At 61.8% G+C, this 15,727-nt stretch carries 14 protein-coding genes, 1 tRNA gene and 1 pseudogene; 5 read left to right on the top strand and 11 right to left on the bottom strand.

The window, feature by feature from the left end; translation table 11 throughout:
- Positions 1–2: 2 nt before the first annotated feature.
- The 3 genes from LL962_RS02245 to LL962_RS02235 all read right to left on the bottom strand — a co-directional run bounded on the left by LL962_RS02245 (position 3) and on the right by LL962_RS02235 (position 2,324).
- Positions 3–431, bottom strand: a complete 429-nt coding sequence (locus tag LL962_RS02245) for a DUF2946 family protein (protein ID WP_228315751.1) — start codon at positions 429–431, stop codon at positions 3–5.
- A gap of 207 nt (positions 432–638) precedes the next feature.
- Positions 639–1,184 carry a cysteine hydrolase family protein gene (locus LL962_RS02240; RefSeq protein ID WP_228315750.1) on the bottom strand — a complete coding sequence of 182 codons (546 nt, stop codon included), beginning with the start codon at positions 1,182–1,184 and terminating at the stop codon, positions 639–641.
- A 150-nt stretch (positions 1,185–1,334) separates the two neighbouring features.
- Positions 1,335–2,324 carry a GlxA family transcriptional regulator gene (locus LL962_RS02235; RefSeq protein ID WP_228315749.1) on the bottom strand — a complete coding sequence of 330 codons (990 nt, stop codon included), beginning with the start codon at positions 2,322–2,324 and terminating at the stop codon, positions 1,335–1,337.
- Between the two features lie 120 nt (positions 2,325–2,444).
- Here LL962_RS02235 and LL962_RS02230 point away from each other — a divergent pair, with 120 nt between their 5' ends.
- From LL962_RS02230 to LL962_RS02220, 3 genes are all read left to right on the top strand, one after another.
- Positions 2,445–3,302: an NmrA family NAD(P)-binding protein gene (locus LL962_RS02230; RefSeq protein WP_228315748.1), complete on the top strand. Its 858-nt coding sequence runs from the start codon at positions 2,445–2,447 to the stop codon at positions 3,300–3,302.
- Between the two features lie 462 nt (positions 3,303–3,764).
- Positions 3,765–3,974 carry a hypothetical protein gene (locus LL962_RS02225; protein WP_228315747.1) on the top strand — a complete coding sequence of 70 codons (210 nt, stop codon included), beginning with the start codon at positions 3,765–3,767 and terminating at the stop codon, positions 3,972–3,974.
- Entirely contained in the window at positions 3,971–4,246 is a 276-nt protein-coding gene (locus tag LL962_RS02220) for a hypothetical protein (RefSeq protein WP_228315746.1), read from the top strand. Before LL962_RS02225 ends, LL962_RS02220 begins: the two co-directional genes overlap by 4 nt.
- Positions 4,247–4,525: 279 nt before the next feature.
- Here the strand turns inward: LL962_RS02220 and LL962_RS02215 are convergent, their stop codons facing one another.
- Positions 4,526–5,818, bottom strand: a complete 1,293-nt coding sequence (locus tag LL962_RS02215; RefSeq protein ID WP_228315745.1) for an McrC family protein — start codon at positions 5,816–5,818, stop codon at positions 4,526–4,528.
- A complete protein-coding gene (locus tag LL962_RS02210) occupies positions 5,815–8,049 on the bottom strand; it encodes an AAA family ATPase (protein WP_228315744.1) in 2,235 nt (744 codons plus the stop codon). The genes LL962_RS02215 and LL962_RS02210 overlap by 4 nt, the downstream gene beginning before the upstream one ends.
- 791 nt (positions 8,050–8,840) lie before the next feature.
- Here LL962_RS02210 and LL962_RS02205 point away from each other — a divergent pair.
- Entirely contained in the window at positions 8,841–9,398 is a 558-nt protein-coding gene (locus tag LL962_RS02205) for a TetR/AcrR family transcriptional regulator (protein ID WP_228315743.1), read from the top strand.
- Between the two features lie 26 nt (positions 9,399–9,424).
- Positions 9,425–10,669 (top strand): DUF418 domain-containing protein, encoded by a 1,245-nt coding sequence (locus LL962_RS02200; protein WP_228315742.1) that lies wholly within the window; start codon positions 9,425–9,427, stop codon positions 10,667–10,669.
- A gap of 67 nt (positions 10,670–10,736) precedes the next feature.
- On the opposite strand, the pseudogene LL962_RS02195 reads toward LL962_RS02200, so the two are convergent.
- From LL962_RS02195 to dtd, 6 genes and pseudogenes are all read right to left on the bottom strand, one after another.
- A pseudogene (locus LL962_RS02195) lies at positions 10,737–10,949 on the bottom strand (IS3 family transposase); the annotation flags it as partial.
- Positions 10,950–11,208: 259 nt separating this feature from the next.
- Positions 11,209–12,417 (bottom strand): tyrosine-type recombinase/integrase, encoded by a 1,209-nt coding sequence (locus tag LL962_RS02190; protein ID WP_228315741.1) that lies wholly within the window; start codon positions 12,415–12,417, stop codon positions 11,209–11,211.
- A gap of 177 nt (positions 12,418–12,594) precedes the next feature.
- A tRNA-Ile gene (locus tag LL962_RS02185) sits at positions 12,595–12,670 on the bottom strand.
- 129 nt (positions 12,671–12,799) lie between these two features.
- Complete coding sequence (locus tag LL962_RS02180; protein WP_228315880.1) at positions 12,800–13,123, bottom strand: DUF6566 family protein; 324 nt, start codon at positions 13,121–13,123, stop codon at positions 12,800–12,802.
- Positions 13,124–13,296: 173 nt separating this feature from the next.
- Positions 13,297–15,174, bottom strand: a complete 1,878-nt coding sequence (gene rpoD, locus LL962_RS02175) for an RNA polymerase sigma factor RpoD (protein ID WP_228315740.1) — start codon at positions 15,172–15,174, stop codon at positions 13,297–13,299.
- Positions 15,175–15,281: 107 nt separating this feature from the next.
- The gene (gene dtd, locus LL962_RS02170) at positions 15,282–15,722 is read right to left on the bottom strand and encodes a D-aminoacyl-tRNA deacylase (protein ID WP_104585348.1); all 441 of its coding nucleotides are present in this window, start codon (positions 15,720–15,722) and stop codon (positions 15,282–15,284) included.
- Positions 15,723–15,727: the final 5 nt, after the last annotated feature.

Below are 15,727 nucleotides of genomic sequence, written 5' to 3'. Positions count from 1 at the left end.
TTTCAGGCCGATCGCGGTGGACCGCGGGGCGCGTGTGCCCACCAGCGTGCCGCGAGGGGAGACGCAGCGGTAAGACGCGCGACCGCAAGCCGGCCCCGACTCTGCGTCCATAGCAGGCAGGCCATCAGCAGCCAGGGCAGCAGCCGCGCGGCGAGCAGGCAGTAATCGCAGACGAACGCATGACCACCGTCGGCCTGCCGCTGATCCTGCCTGTCGCCCAACCATCGCTCGGCTGTAGCGGTCAGCGCGTCTGCCGGGCGATGCGCGTCGCGTGCCTTGCCACCCACCGCATCCAGCGCCTGGCCAGCTTGCCAGGGCTGGCTATGACAAAGCGGCCCGTCCAGAACGCCGGTGGCGTTCCCGATGGTGCGACTGACCAGTGGCGCGGCCAGCAACAGCAGCACCGCCAGGCAAGCCAGGCGCTGCATCATGCTGAACAAGGGCGAGGAAGTTAAGCGCACACGGCAAAGTGTAATGAAAAAACGCCACGCCACCTGCGACCCTTCGTCGCAGCCCGACACCCGGGTTCGGGCGCTGCAGCGCGCTGCATGCACCGCGCACCGCATCCGGCCCAACCGCTCACTGCGCGGCAATCGGCCTGCGCCATTGTCACTGGGCGCCGCATACGCGCCGCTGTCTCACTGGCCCTGCAGATACGCCTGTGTCGATCGCACCGTCGCATAGCCGAACTGAAACGCCGCCATCATCGTCGCGTGCACGTGCGTCGCCGGCACCTTGCTGCCTTCGAAATCCAGGTCCATCGTGGCGCAGGCATCGTGCAGCACCGTCACCGTATAGCCCAGGTCGGCGGCAGCGCGCACGCAGGCATCCACGCACATGTGGCTCATCGCGCCGACAATCGTCACGTCCGTGACACCGCGCTGCTGCAGCTGCTGCGCAAGCGGCGTCTCGCGAAAGGCGTTGACGTGCTGCTTGACGATGACCACTTCGCCCTGCTGCGGCGCAACCGCAGCATGGATTTGCGCGCCTTGCGAGCCGGCAACAAAGAACGGGGCATCCGCAGCCGCCTCGTGACGCACATGCAACACCGCAACGCCGGTGTCGCGCGCATTGGCGATCACCGCCGACGCATTGGCTGCGGCCGGCTCGATGCCGGTCAACGGCAGTTTCCCGCCGGGGAAATAATCGTTCTGCAGATCGATGACGATGACGGCCTTGGCCATGCTGCTTCTCGCGTTGAATGCCGTGCGTCAGCATGCGCCGGCGCTGTCGTCACGACGAGTGGCGGCGCCGACATCACCGGTGCTGTAGCGACATTCCACACGCCACTGGGCGTGTCGCAGGCGTTCCGGAGACGCAGATGACCGGTAAGTTCAGCTCACGCCGGTAGCGCTTGCACCTGCAAAGCGCTGCCGATAGTCGCTGGGCGACAGCCCAAGGATGCGCTTGAATACCTTACGGAATGCCGCCGCATCCTGGTAGCCGACTTCCCAGGCAATCGTGTCGATGGTCATGGCAGTGGCTTCCAGCAACGCACGCGCCCTGCCCACACGAAGCCGCTGGCCATACTCGGTGCTGGTCATGCCGGTGGCCTTCTGGAAGCGACGCAAAAAGGTGCGCGCTTCCAACCCCGCCTGTGCCGCCAGACTGCGCAGCGCCACCTCCTGCGCACCGGTCTCCTGCAGCCAGTGCTGTACCCGCAGGATGGCCGCATCGCCATGCGTCAAACGCGGGGAAAACACGCTGTAGTAGCGCTGCTGCCGACCCGGCGGGTCGACCAGCAGCACCCGAGCGGTTTCCAGCATGATCGCCGGCCCCAGCAGGCGGTCCACCAACCGCAGGCCCAGATCGGTCCACGACATCACGCCACCGGCGGACATGACATCGCCGGCGTCGATCAGCATTTCGTCCGAATCCACCTGGACCGCCGGAAAGCGCTGCTGCAGCGCCGCGGCATGCAGCCAGTGGGTGGTCATGCGACGTCCGTCCATGACGCCGGTGCCGGCCAGCAGAAACGCCCCCGCGCAGACCGAGCACAGCATCGCGCCCTGGGCATGCCGTACCCGCAGCCAGTCGATCAGGCTGGCGTTGCGCTCCTGGTCCGGCGCATCGCCCAGGCTTGGCGGTAGGATCAACGCACACAGGCGCGCACCGGCGTGCGTATCGCTCTCGAACACACGCGACGGCACAGCGGTGGGCGTTGCCTGCTGCCAATGCGTGACCCGGATCCTCGAGCGCTTCGCTGCGCCGCTGGCGTCCGCGAGCCGGTTGGCCACCGCGAACAAATCGGTCAGGCCAAGCACGGCCGCCTGCTGCGCATCGGCATACAGCACCACGCCAACCTCCATCCCTTGCCTGGACATCCTCTTGTTCTCCATGCCGACCTATTCAGCCACATGCCATTAGTGCAGTTGAAGTAACCGAAGCATGCCACCCATGCTCCTGCGCCACAGCTTCCCTCTCACTTCCGCAGGAGTATGCCAATGACGTACATCATCCACGGCGCCACCGGCGCGCAAGGCGCCCCTCTGCTCAACCTGCTGTTGCGGGCCGGCAAACACGCCGTTGCCGCAGTACGCAACGCCGACACGGCCGCCGGCCCCTCTGTGCAGATCGACAACGGTTCCGTCCAGTCGTTGACCGACGCCTATCGCGGTGCGCAGGGCGTCTTTGTGCACCTGCCTCAGGCGCCCGAAGACGGGCGCGTGGCCTACGCCACCAACATCGTCCAGGCCATTGCCGCCGCAAAACCCGCGCGCGTGCTGATTTCCAGCAGCGGCAGCATCGTCGACGACCCGGGCAACCCGCTGCAGGCAGCCCCCGACTCGGCCATCGCCCTGCTGATCGACGGCGTGCAGCGCAGTGGCGTCTCCAGCGCCGTCATCGCCCCGCGTCTGTATCTGGAAAACCTGCTGCTGCCGATGGTCATCGGCGGCGTGCACGCCGATGGCGTCCTCGGTTACCCGGTCAGGGAAGATTTCCCGGTGTCCTGGAGCTCGCACCTCGACGTCGCCGACGTCGCTGCGCAGCTGTTCGATCGCCCCGCCATCACCGGCGTGGTCGGCGTCGGCCAGTTGCCGGGCCTGCTGGGCGCAGACCTCGCCGCAGCGATGGCCAAACACTTCGGACGCGATGTCCAGTTTCAGCCTATGCAACCCGAAGCCTTCGGCGAGCAACTGCAACCCTTGCTCGGCCCCGCCGCCATGGCCGTCGCCGGGTTCTACCAGGCCCTCTGGCAAACCCATGCCAATACCATCAACCCTGCCACCAGCGCCCAGCAATTGCTTGGCAGCACACCGCGCAGCGTCGAGCAGTGGTTGAAGGATGTTGCCATCGGCTGATCTGGCGCGGAGGGGCCAATCTTTCTCCTGCGCCGGGATGCACCGTGTGGGGCGGTGTACTGGAGTGACGCGTCGTCCTTTGAGCTGGCGGTACGTGTGATCACCGGCGACGCGTCATCGACAAGCCCTGCCCCAGCCATGCGTCGTGAATGCGTTGCGCACACTTCTGCGCCTTTCCGTTGACATGCGCCAGGAGCCAGAGCGAATATTCGTGTGTCGCCGCATATTCGGCGACCGGGATTGGCGTCCCGAACCAAAAGGCGCACCAGCGCCCATCGACCGATGCACGGCGCTTTTTTAGCGCCCGCATCGTCGCGGGCGCATGCCGGCCAGCTTTATGGCGGGCGGTGCGCGGGGGCCGCAAGGCCCACCGGTTCCTTTTGGCCGGCACGCCAACCGCGTACCGTCCGTCACCTCGATTGGCGTCTGGGTGACGGATTCCAAATACAAAAGGAGTCCAGCATGTCCTTCGACACCCAGGAACTACTCGCGCCTGAGGCGCGTCAGATCGCCCAGTACGTCGACCTGACCCTCGAATGCAGCCAAGTCACGTGGCTGAGCCTGATTGCGCGCTTCGCAACTACAGACAAAGCCATGCGCGCCCTTGCGTTTGCCAACGGTGATGCAGCAGTCGCCACCGTAGATGCCTTGTCTACGCAGGTGCGGCGATGAGCACGAGCAAACAGTTCCGCGTCTGCGCAGGCGTTACCCTCAGCTTCGAAATGATGCATGGCTATGTGCTTGCCATGCTGCATTCCGACGCGCAGCCCAACTTTTCGCCGGTCCTGATCGCCTGCGAAGCCACCGGCTTCGATGAAGTCTTGCCGGGCAGCGATGCACAGAGCGTCGTGCTGGGCCGGCTGCATGTCTGCATGCATGAGGATCCGGCCGTTGATGTCCTCACTTGGCTGCGCAAGCAGGCTGCGCAAGCAAGCGCACCGTAACGGAGCGGCGCGATGATTAGCGCACATGCAATGGCTTATTCAAGAAAATGCCAACTGCGCGATCATCGAGGAGAAGACGTTTGCCGATGTTTTGCCGAAGCAACAAAAAGGCACTTGGACACGAGTGTTCCCGTAGGCATAAGTTTTCCGGGATCTAGCAGCACAATCTGTCCGCCAAGAGCGATCCATGCTCCCCGCGCCATGCTCCCCTGACTATCCGGCAACTGGCGGGATGCGGACATTCGGACCCTTCGGATCCGCTCGGCCCAACGATGGCGGCTATCGCAGTTCAAAACCAGATGAAGTGTTCGCCAGAAAGCCAACGATGGGGCGCTCTCGTTCCAAATCGAACGGCACGACCAGCAATTTCAGTTGTTCAGTGAAGTGGAACGGGGGCAGCAACGCACTGAAGCGTGAGGTCTTGGGATAGAACAGGTACAGAGTGCCTGTGCCAGCCAGGTATTTCTGGCCGTAGGCATACAACTGGTAGAAGTCGGCTTGTGATAAGCCGTACTTCTGTTCGCCATTGTCCAGAGCGCCGTCAAGCAGCTTCCACTTTGCATCTACGACAACACGCTGGCCATCGTACTCAATCAGGAAGTCTGGACGTAGCTGAAACCAGTGTTGACCGCGATGTTGGGCAAGATAGTGACGGGCTGCCTGCGGCGTGAGTTCTGCCCCGGCCGGTAGCCATTGGCGCAGCCCCTGTCCGACGTACTGCTCATATACCTTCTCCATCGGGAACAGTAAACTCAGACCGTTTAGGGTGCCGACCACCGCTAAGGGCATTTGCTCATGCAGAATCAGCGAGCACCAGCTCCGTACAGGCTTGTAGTGCACCATCAGGCGATCATGGTGCCATCGCTGGAAGTCGACAGCCACGTTGCTGCTTTGGGGGATCTCATGTAGATGGTGGGCAAGCTCGTGCGCTAGACGCCAGTTACTGGGCTCACGGGTATTCTTGCGCACCACCTCCAGCGCCGAGCGAATCAGTCGGTTCTCGGCGCGATCAGCGTCGAAAACGTCATGCTCTACTTGGAAAACGTGGGCCCGACCCGCAGGCTGGCGAAGTTGCCGAGCCACCAACAGGCGACCACGCAGATAGCGCAGCTCCTCCTGCACCGGGTGGTAATCGAAGCGCAAGCCACGCTTGACGAGATGATCAACGCCCAGCAGGAACTGCCGCGCCACCCATTCGGTCAGTGGGGCATCGAAGGTGCGTAGGAGCGTAGGACTGGACTGGCGTGGCGTAAGGCTCAAACAGCGCGCCAGCATCTTTTGCAGCAGACCACGTCCGAGTTCGATGCTCTCACCATTCTCCATGGCCTTCGGCAGGATCTCGACACGGGTGCCACATGGTGACTCCAGCACGCCCACATAGCTGTCCAAGCGCAGTTCGCGCCGACTTTCCAGCTCAACCAGCCGCGCTCCGCTGCCGGGGCCCTGCAGACGTGAGCTTTCTGCCAGCAACCAGTCGAACGCAGTCTGTGAAACCTGCGCCAGCATCTCCGACGAGGCTACATCGGCGGTCGTCAGGCGCGCATGCTCCCGGACGGTGATCAGCGGGGTCATTGGATCGCTTCGGTCGCCGTATAGATGCCCAAGTAGCTTTCGGGTTCTTCGAAAGCCTCAGCATTGATCTGCCAACGACTGCCGTTACCAAACCCGACTTTGCCGAACAAAGCGCGCTCGTCATGGGCCAGCTTGCTGAGGAACTGGCGCGCTTTGGCCTTGCGCGGGTCGTTCAGCACCAGCGCGATCTTCTCCCAGTCCTCGAAAAAGTACTCCTGCAACAAAGGCAAGACTTGTCTTCGAAACACAGACTTCAGCTCATCCAGCGATTGAATATCTATGAAATAGGCATGGCCAAGTAGATGATCACGGCCAAGTAGCACCTCAATGCGACTATTTATGACGGTCAGCAGTTGCCGCAGATCGATACCGGACACGGTGCCGAGCAAATCCGGCCTGGGTGGCATCTCCTCGAACACGAACCGACGACGCAATGCCACGTCCAGGCCAGCCAACGAGCGGTCGGCGGTGTTCATCGTACCCAACAGATATACATTGTCCGGCACGCTGAACTTTTCCTGTGAATACGGCAAGGTTGCTTCCAGTGCCTCTGACTTGCCGGCGCGCTTAGATTCCTCGATCAGGCTGATGAGTTCGCCGAAGACACGGGAAATGTTGCCGCGATTGATCTCGTCAATGATCAACACCCGCGGTGCGTGGTCATGCGCCTCTTCAGCGGGTGCCAGTAGCTTGGCCAGCTTGTCCAGGTTGATCGAGCCGGGACGCAACTCGTAAATAGTCATCTGGCTGAAGCGGTTCTCCATCAACTCGGCGTAAGGCAAGCCAGCGTCGTAGACCCGCAGCCAATTGACCTTGCGACCTTGCGAGTAGCTGTCGTTTTCGCGTGGGACGTGCAGATACTCGCTGGTGATCTCGCCAATAGCACGGAAGCGCAGATTGCCCTGGGTGACAACGAACAGATCGCCAATCTTGACCTGGCGGATGAATATGTTGAGCGCTGTGACCGGGTAATCGGAAGCATTCCGCTCTGGGATGGACTGCCGGTATCTTTGTGCGATGTCATCGCGAGTCCGCACACCGCTGTAATCGACATCGGCGCCGAAGCCGATCAGGGCCAGCCCCTGCCTGACGCAATCCTCATAGACGACTTCCTCGATGCCGGCCTCGCCTAGGGATATCTTCCAGATCCGACGGCCCTCCAGATCGATTGGCTTGCTGGTCGATTGCACCACGCGGCGGCGGGCGGCGTTACATAGCTGCTTGAATACGCCATCCTCGACCGCGTACTCGATTTCGTGGGTCGCTTCGTTGGTTCTGGCACGAATTCCTTCCACGAAGTCTTCGTAGCTGAAGCTTTGATGGAAGGTGACGAACTTGATCTGCTCGGCGGCAACATAGGCGTCAAATTTCCGCTTTCTCTCCTCGCGGCTACCCGTGAATCCCGGCTCAATGATGGTCAATGCTTTGTCAACGGTGGCATAGGTCTTACCAGTACCCGGCGGGCCGTAGAGGATCTGATTCAAGGGCTCGGTCATGGCGGCAACTATAGAAGGTGAGATTCGAGAAGTTTCGACGGAGTCGGCACCGTCATAAGCATCGCAAGCCGCAACCATCTCGCTCGCGGACAGGAATCGGATATTGCATGCGGGGCGCCCCGCCCATAACCGCGGCGCATTAGCCTTCAGGTTGCTATTGCGTGATCGGCCAGGGGAATAAAGCTCAATACGCTCGTCGGGAATATTTGCCGGCGGTGATTCCAACCAGAGGCGGACAGACTTGACCGCTAAATCCAACGCCAGCTGTTTGCCTAAAACGTTCTGAAAGGCGACGATCTTGTCAGTGCGCTTGATGCCCTGGGGGTAGCGTTGCTCTAGGTAGTCCAACGCGGATTGCACGGTGAATTCTTCACTTTGCAACGGACGTATCTGCGTGCCGTGCGTGCTGGTTGCTCCCTCACTAGCAAGGATTTCCCATACGCCATGTTTGACCGGGTCGTAGAACATGAAGGTGGCGTTCGCACCACTTCCCTCCATATACAGCCGGTCGTAGCGATTTCCAGAATCGGTTCGGCGCGGCTCACGACCGGCGATGTGTGAGGTGCGGGAGGGCGAATTGACCGCCAGCATCCGCAAGTTGTCATTGATGGAACCGGCGGGCAGGTCCGCGCGGAACTGCTTCAAGTATTCCCAGACCTGCTGCGATGTGGCCTTTCCGCCTAGCGCCTGTATCGCATCAAGGCACTGCTCCCATTGCGCTCTGTCCATGCTCATGCTGCCGCCGCCTTCCGCCCACGCCTTGCTACTAGATTAGCCTCACTTTGAGCGGCTTGTAGGCGACTGAGCAGCTTGTCCAGTGATTCGTTCCTACCCTACGCCTGCCTATCCCGAAACCTCAGGGTAAGGTTACTTCTGCAAGTTGCTCATCCTCAAGCGTGCACAACATCATCCATGGATGCGCGTGCCCACCAACAACCGAATTAGCACGCTAAGCACATGAAAATATTAATTTTTCAAGATAGATTTACGATCTTGACTCACACTTTGACTCACTTTTCCATCTGATGCTGCTGGACTTCTTTGGACAACTCTGAACGTCCGAGAGGGTGGCAGTGGGCTGCGTGCTCTGCACTATCGCTATGCGCCCAAGTCGGAACAAGGGCGGGATCTTCGTGCCATCGGCCTCTTGCCTGCTCAGACTACTTCCGACCAGAAGAAGAAGTTCAGAAAGTGCTGCGAGACCTCGCCCGAAAGAAGGAACTTCAGGAGGTTCCTACTGATCGCTTCGCAACCCTGAGCATCCCTTCCGGCCACTAAGGGCAGTAGCACACCGATCAAACGTTTGGCCCGGCCCCGCGTAATCCGTGATGGCTAGGATCAGCACGATCCACGCCAAGGCCTGGACCTTTGCCGCCAGCACGGCACCCGCCTGAATTCAGGCGCCGGGCCAGCCAAGCCAAACGCGATGCCACGCCTGCTCCCGGCGATGTCGTGGGCCTGCGCTCGACTTGAAATGATACCGATCGGTCTATATCATCCGCGGCAAATCCACCGCCGGAGTGATCATGAGCAAGGTTCGCGAGCGCATCCTGGATGTCGCCACCAATCTCTTCTATCGGCAGGGGATTCAGGCGGTCGGCGTGGACGCCATCATCAGCACCGCGGAAGTCGCCCGCATGAGCTTCTATCGGCACTTTCGGTCGAAGGAAGGTCTGGCGTTGGCGGTGCTGGAGCGGCGCGACGAACGACTCTGCGCCTGGTTCGAGCAGGAGGTCGAGCGCTTGGCGCCCGATGCAAATCTGCGGCCGCTGGCAGTGTTCGACGCCTTGGCGATGCGCCTGGCCAGCCCCGACTACCGCGGTTGCGCCTTCCTCAACACCATCGCCGAGACGCCGCTGCCCAGCCACGCACTGCATCGGGCTGCGGCTGCGCACAAGCACCGCTTCGAGGCCTACTTCGCCCGTTTGTTGCGAGCGGCCGGGCTGGACGAAAGCGCGGCCGGCGATCTCATGCTGCTGTTCGACGGGGCCGTGGTAACCGCGGTTCGCGAAGGAAACCCGACCCCCGCCACGCGGGCAAAGAACATGGCGGCGCGGGTGCTCGGCATCGCGCCGGCGAACTGAGTCAGTGTCTTACTGAGAGAGTAGTTATGTCTGCGGAAGTTGTGTCGCAAGACCCGGTCGCTCGCGGCGAACGGTTGTTGCAATTGGATGTGCTGCGCGGTCTGGCCTTGTTCGGCGTGCTGCTGGTCAATATCGGTTACTTCTGCGGTGCCGATTTGGCGCGGGAAGCCGGGGTCGCCTATCCGCTGGGAGACTTCGGTGGCTTGGCCGGCGACCTCGTTAGGATGCTGTTGGAGAACAAGGCGGCGGCGCTGCTGTCGATCCTGTTCGGTGCTGGCCTCGCCATCCAGGCCGATCGTGCGTCCGACAAGGGTCAGTCGCGCTGGCCGTTTGCGCTGCGTCGCAGCGCGGTGCTCGCCCTGCTGGGCAGCGTGCACACGTTCTTGTTGTGGAACGTCGACATCCTGCTCGACTACGCACTGATCAGCTTGATGGTTCTGCCCTTCCTGCGGCTGTCGGCCGGCCGGGTGTTGTGGGCGATCCCGGTGGTGCTGATCGTCTCGGCGGTGATTGCCGGTCCGATGGAGGTGCTTGCAACGGATCTGCCGCCGGCGCAAACCTACACCCTTGGTCTCCAGCACTACGGGCAAGGTGGGTGGCTCGACGCCCTGCAATACCGATGGTGGGAAACGCTGCATGTGATCGGCCCGATGCGTATCGCCAATCGCTTCGTCATCCTGGCGCCGTTCTTCATCGTCGGCGTTGCGGCCTGGAAGGGCGGATGGCTTTCGGCGCCGGACGCGCATCGGCGCCGGCTGTGGCAGGTCTTCGTGCTCTGCTTCAGCTTCGGGCTGGTGGCCAACGCGGTGCCGCAGGAGGCGCTGCATGCCTGGGTGAATCAGCTGGCACTGCAGCCGCTGCGGGTCTTGATCAAGGCGACATTCTTCCTCGCCAAGTTCGCGCTGACTCTGGGCTACGCGGCCGGCATCCTGTTGCTGCTGCAGCGATCGCGCTGGCGCGTGTGGCTGGGTGTGTTCGCGCCGCTCGGTCGCATGGCGCTGACCCAATACCTGCTGCAGTCGCTGGTCTGCACATGGATCTTCTACGGCTTCGGTCTGGGCCAGTACGGGCGGATGCCGCTCGACCTGGCGCTGGCGCTGGGCGTGCTGCTGTTCGCTATGCAGGTGATCAGCAGCCGCTGGTGGTTGGCGCGCTTCAGCATCGGCCCGGTGGAGTGGCTGTGGCGGCGATTGAGCTACGGCGGCATTCGCAAGCGCCCGCCGGCGCTCGCAGCGGCCGGGGCGGAGGCTGAACAGGCCCGAAGCCGGTAGCGTGGGTGATGCCGCGTCGCGGCATTAGTGAACCGCCCCGGCTTTCCCGGAGACTCCTTGGTTTGAGTCACGCCGACATGGCGGACTCGTTGGGTTGCTTGTGTTTGGAATAATAGTTGGCTTCGGCCTCGGCCGGTGGGATGCTGCCGATCGGCTCAAGCAAGCGGCGATTGTTGAACCAGTCGACCCAGGTGAGCGTGGCCCACTCGACCTCTTCGCGCGTGCGCCAGGACGACTTGCGGTGGATCACCTCGTACAGGCCGTTGATGGTCTCGGCCAGCTGGTCGAGGATGTGGTGAATGGTGGTGTCGGCCATAGTGTCCCCTAGAAGCAGGGGACCGGCGCATGGTCAGTCGGCCCCCAAATTAAGTAAGCGCGAGGCGGCCATAGCCGTCCTTGGCGTGGTGCGCTAAAAGCGACCCAGTCAGCTTCGGATCATCGCCGCAAGGTGCTTTCGTTACAAGTTACCGGGCAAATTGCCATTGACCCATTTTGGCCGCCGAGACGGCCTTTATTACCGGGAAAACAAGAATTAAGTATCAGCCAGCGCGGCGTAGCGGAATGACGTTGGCTTCAAGCCTCAAAGAATCTAGGTAGTCAGCCCAAGCCTGCATCATCTTCTTGCGCTCGGCCAGGTGTGCGGTACGGTTGTAGGCACGCCCAAGCGGATCTCTGACCGCATGCGCCAATTGGTGTTCGATGTAATCTGGCCGAAAGCCCAGCACCTCATCCAGGACGGTGCGCGCCATCGCGCGAAAGCCGTGGCCGACGATGGTCTCGCCATCGAAGCCAAGGTTGCGCAAGGCAGCATTGATTGTGTTCTCGCTCATCGGCCTGTCAGAGCTGCGGACGCCAGGGAACACGTAGTCGCTGCGCTTGGTGCGCGGCCACAGTTCCTGCAGCACGGTCACGACCTGGCTTGACAGTGGAACAATATGTGGCGTCTTGGTCTTGCTGGTGATGTAGCGCCACTCGGCGGCATCCAGGTCGATATCGGCCCACTTGGCATGCCGCAGCTCGCCGGGACGCACGAAGAGCATGGGAGCCAGCTTGAGGGCCGCGCAGGTCACAGGCGAACCCTGGTAGGCCCACAGCGCGCGCAGCAGCTCGCCAATTCGCCCAGGCTCGGTCAGGCTTGCGAAGTGCTTGGTTTGCGGCTGCTCCAATGCACCCACAAGGTCTTCAGCAGGATTTCGCTGAGCCCTGCCCGTCACAATCGCGTACCGGAAAACTCGTCCTGCATGAGACCTCGCGCGGTGGGCAGTCTCCACCACGCCCCTCTGCTCCAGCTTCCTCAGAGCAGCCAGAAGAATGGGAGCACTGACATCAGTGATCGGCATGTCAGCAATAAAAGCCAAATCCTTTTCGATAAGACGGCGCTCTCGCTTTACTGAACCTGGACCTAGCCCCTCCTTAGCTCGCTTAGCCAGCAGCTCAAGCGCAATGGTTCCGAATGTAGTGTTCACGCGCTCGGCTTGGAGCGCTCGCTCAATCCGAGCGACATGGGCCGGGTTAGCTCCACCCTTCAGCAGCATGCGTAGCTTGTCGCGCTCTGCACGAGCCTGCATCAGTGAAAGCGCCGGGTACTCGTCGATGGTCATCATGCTTGGCTTGCCTGCATACCGGTAGCGATACCGCCAAACCTTTGCACCAGTGGTACGCACCTCAATGCACAAGCCATTTGAGTCAGCCACCCGAAAAGCGGTATCCCTAGGTTTAAGCGCGCGAAGCTTGGCGTCTGTAAGCATGTGAGTCAGGAACCTGTGAGTCAGGCCAGTGAGATGCGGTGAGGTGACTCACAGCCTGACTCACTTCATGACTGGACGCAACTGGATACGGCTGGACCTCGCAAGACCAAGTTCCAACGGTTTTCAGGGCATTTCTTGAACTTTCCGGACTACATCGGACGTTCTTGAACCAAAATTTGGTGGGCCCACCAGGATTCGAACCTGGAACCAAAGGATTATGAGTCCTCTGCTCTAACCGTTGAGCTATAGGCCCTGCTGCACAGCGCTCGCTGGTGCCGCATGCATGCATCTGGCCCATCGGAGTGGGGCAAGTTTACCTGTCTGTCTGCGAGCTTGTCTGCTGCATGCTTGTCTGCTGCATGTCAGGCACACAGACCACGCCTTACGCATCAGCAGTCTGTCGTTGCCTGTCGATCAGTTGGCGGCCGGCGCGGAAGCCGTGTGCGATGGCGTCCTGATACGTGTCCCAGGTCTGCCCCTGGCCGTCGATGCGTGGCAGGCGCGTGCTGCCGTTGTCGGCGTAGACATCGACCCACTGCGTCCACCGAGCCGTCGGTGAAGCCTGTGCGGCACGTACGCGGATCTCGTGGTCGCGGTAGGTGGTGGTCTCGAAGCGGCTTTGCCTACTCATGGGGCGGTCTCGTTTCCATTCGTCTGCCAACCTAGAAGCGACGGTTGAAACAGCGCGTGAGGTTGAAGGAAACATCCACTTAATAGTGCGTTGCGATGCGGTTTCGTCGCCAGAACGTGAAGCCGTGCCGCCGAGCTGCGCCGTTCCCGGCAGCGCATGCGGCAAGCATCACCGCCCCGGCCCCATAACGCAACAGCCCCGCGTCGGCGGGGCTGTTGCGTGACCACGGTACGTCTAGGACAGGGCGATCAATCGATATCCAGGAACGAACGCAGCTGTTCCGAACGGCTGGGGTGACGCAGCTTGCGCAACGCCTTGGCCTCTATCTGGCGGATCCGCTCGCGGGTGACGTCGAACTGCTTGCCCACTTCTTCCAGCGTGTGATCGGTATTCATGTCGATACCGAAGCGCATCCGCAACACCTTGGCCTCCCTCGGGGTGAGGCCAGCCAACACGTCGCGCACGGTCTCGGAGAGATTGATGTTGGTGGTGTTGTCGATCGGGGACTCCACATTGGTGTCCTCGATGAAGTCGCCCAGATGCGAATCCTCGTCGTCGCCGATCGGGGTTTCCATCGAGATCGGCTCCTTGGCGATCTTCATTACCTTGCGGATCTTGTCCTCGGGCATGTCCATTTCCTTGGCCAGCTCCTCCGGCGTGGCCTCGCGGCCGAACTGCTGGAGCATCTGGCGGGAAATGCGGTTCAACTTATTGATCGTTTCGATCATGTGCACCGGGATACGGATGGTGCGCGCCTGATCGGCGATCGAACGGGTAATGGCCTGACGGATCCACCACGTTGCATAGGTCGAGAACTTGTAACCGCGACGGTATTCGAACTTGTCCACGGCCTTCATCAGGCCGATGTTGCCTTCCTGGATCAGGTCCAGGAACTGCAGGCCGCGGTTGGTGTACTTCTTGGCGATGGAGATGACCAGGCGCAGGTTGGCCTCCACCATTTCCTTCTTGGCCTTGCGTGCCTTGGCTTCGCCATAGGCCATCGCGCGGCTGATTTCCTTGATCTCGCCCAGGGTCAGGTAATTGGCCTTCTCCATCTCGATCGAGCCCTGCTGCTCGGAGACGATCTGGTCCTTGACGTCGCGCAGTGCGGACGACCACTTCTGCTTGCGCTTGAGCGCGTCTTCCACCCACTCCAGATTGGTCTGGTTGCCTTCCCAGGAGCGGATGAAGTCCTTGCGCGGCATGCGCGCCACCGTAGTGGCCAGGTGCAGCACCTTGCGCTCATGGTCCTTGATGCCATTGACCACGCCGCGCAGCTGGGTGACCAGCGCATCGGTCAACGACAGCGGCAGCTTGAAGGTGGTGAAAATGGCGGCGACATCTTCGCGCGCCTTGACCACCAGCTTGTGTTCGGCGCCGTTCTTGGCATACGCCTTCTTGAACTTGGCGTATTCGTTGGCCAGGTTCTCCATGCGCGTGGCCACTTCCGCCGGATCCGGACCGGTCGGGCCGGCCTCTTCCTCGGAGGCGTCTTCGTCGCCGTCGTCGTCTTCGTCGCCGTCCACGGCATCGTCGTCAGCGGCGGCGATCGGGCCGGCGGCAGCCAGCGCGGCGGCAGCGGCGTCGGCCTCTTCGATCAGGTCGTTGAAGCCGACCACGATCTCGGCCAGACGCTTCTTGCCTTCCTTGTGCGCTTCGTAATCGGCCAGCAGCATTTCGGTGGACAGCGGGAACACGCCCAGCGCCGCCTGGACCTGGCTCAGGCCTTCTTCGATGCGCTTGGCGATGGCGATTTCGCCTTCGCGGGTCAGCAGCTCCACCGTGCCCATTTCGCGCATGTACATGCGCACCGGATCGGTGGTGCGGCCGCCTTCGGTGTCGAGTGCGGTCAGCGCTGCGGCCGCTTCTTCGGCGGCGGTATCGTCAACTTCGCGGTTGCCGGTGTTGCCGTCGTTGAGCAACAGGGTTTCGGCATCGGGCGCAATTTCATGGACATCGATGCCCATGCCATTGATCATGCTGATGATGTCTTCGATCTGCTCCGGGTCGACCAGGTCGTCGGGCAGATGGTCATTGACTTCGGCGTAGGTCAGATAGCCCTGTTCCAGGCCCTTGCTGATCAGTAGCTTGATGTCGGATTGCTGGGCAGGACGTTCGTTGGCCATGAGTGCTCGCGCCACCGGCTTTGAGATTGGAAAGAGAACCTAGCATTATACCAGCGTGAAGCCCGGTCTGCCGGATTCAAGACAGGACCGCTGGTGGACGTGGGTTTCTAGGGTCTGAGAAGGAAGGTCACCGGGCCGTCGTTGACCAGGTCGACAACCATATGGGCGCCGAATTGCCCGGTTTCCACCCCGCCACGGTGTTTTTCGCGGCAGATCCCGACCAGTTGATTGAACGCCCGTTCAGCCTCCTCAGGGGGGGCGGCGGTGCTGAAGCCCGGCCGGTTGCCCGAACGGGTGTCTGCCGCCAGGGTGAACTGGCTGACCAGCAGCAGACCGCCACCGGTATCGGCGAGCGAACGGTTCATCTTTCCGTCCTGGTCCGAGAAGACCCGGTAGCCGAGCAGGCGCTCGGCCAGCCGCCGGATCTGCGCATCGCCATCCCCGGGCTCGACGCCGACCAGCGCCAGCAGACCGGGGCCGATCCGGCCGATGACCTGCCCATCGACGGTGACGGCGGCGCGGGAGACGCGCTGGATCAATGCGAGCATGGGCG

Origin of the sequence: Xanthomonas sp. NCPPB 1067, from assembly GCF_020783795.1 — a bacterium.
Lineage (GTDB): Bacteria > Pseudomonadota > Gammaproteobacteria > Xanthomonadales > Xanthomonadaceae > Xanthomonas > Xanthomonas melonis.
The sequence above is the reverse complement of the archived record's forward strand: the minus strand, read 5'-3'. Positions and strand labels throughout refer to the sequence as shown.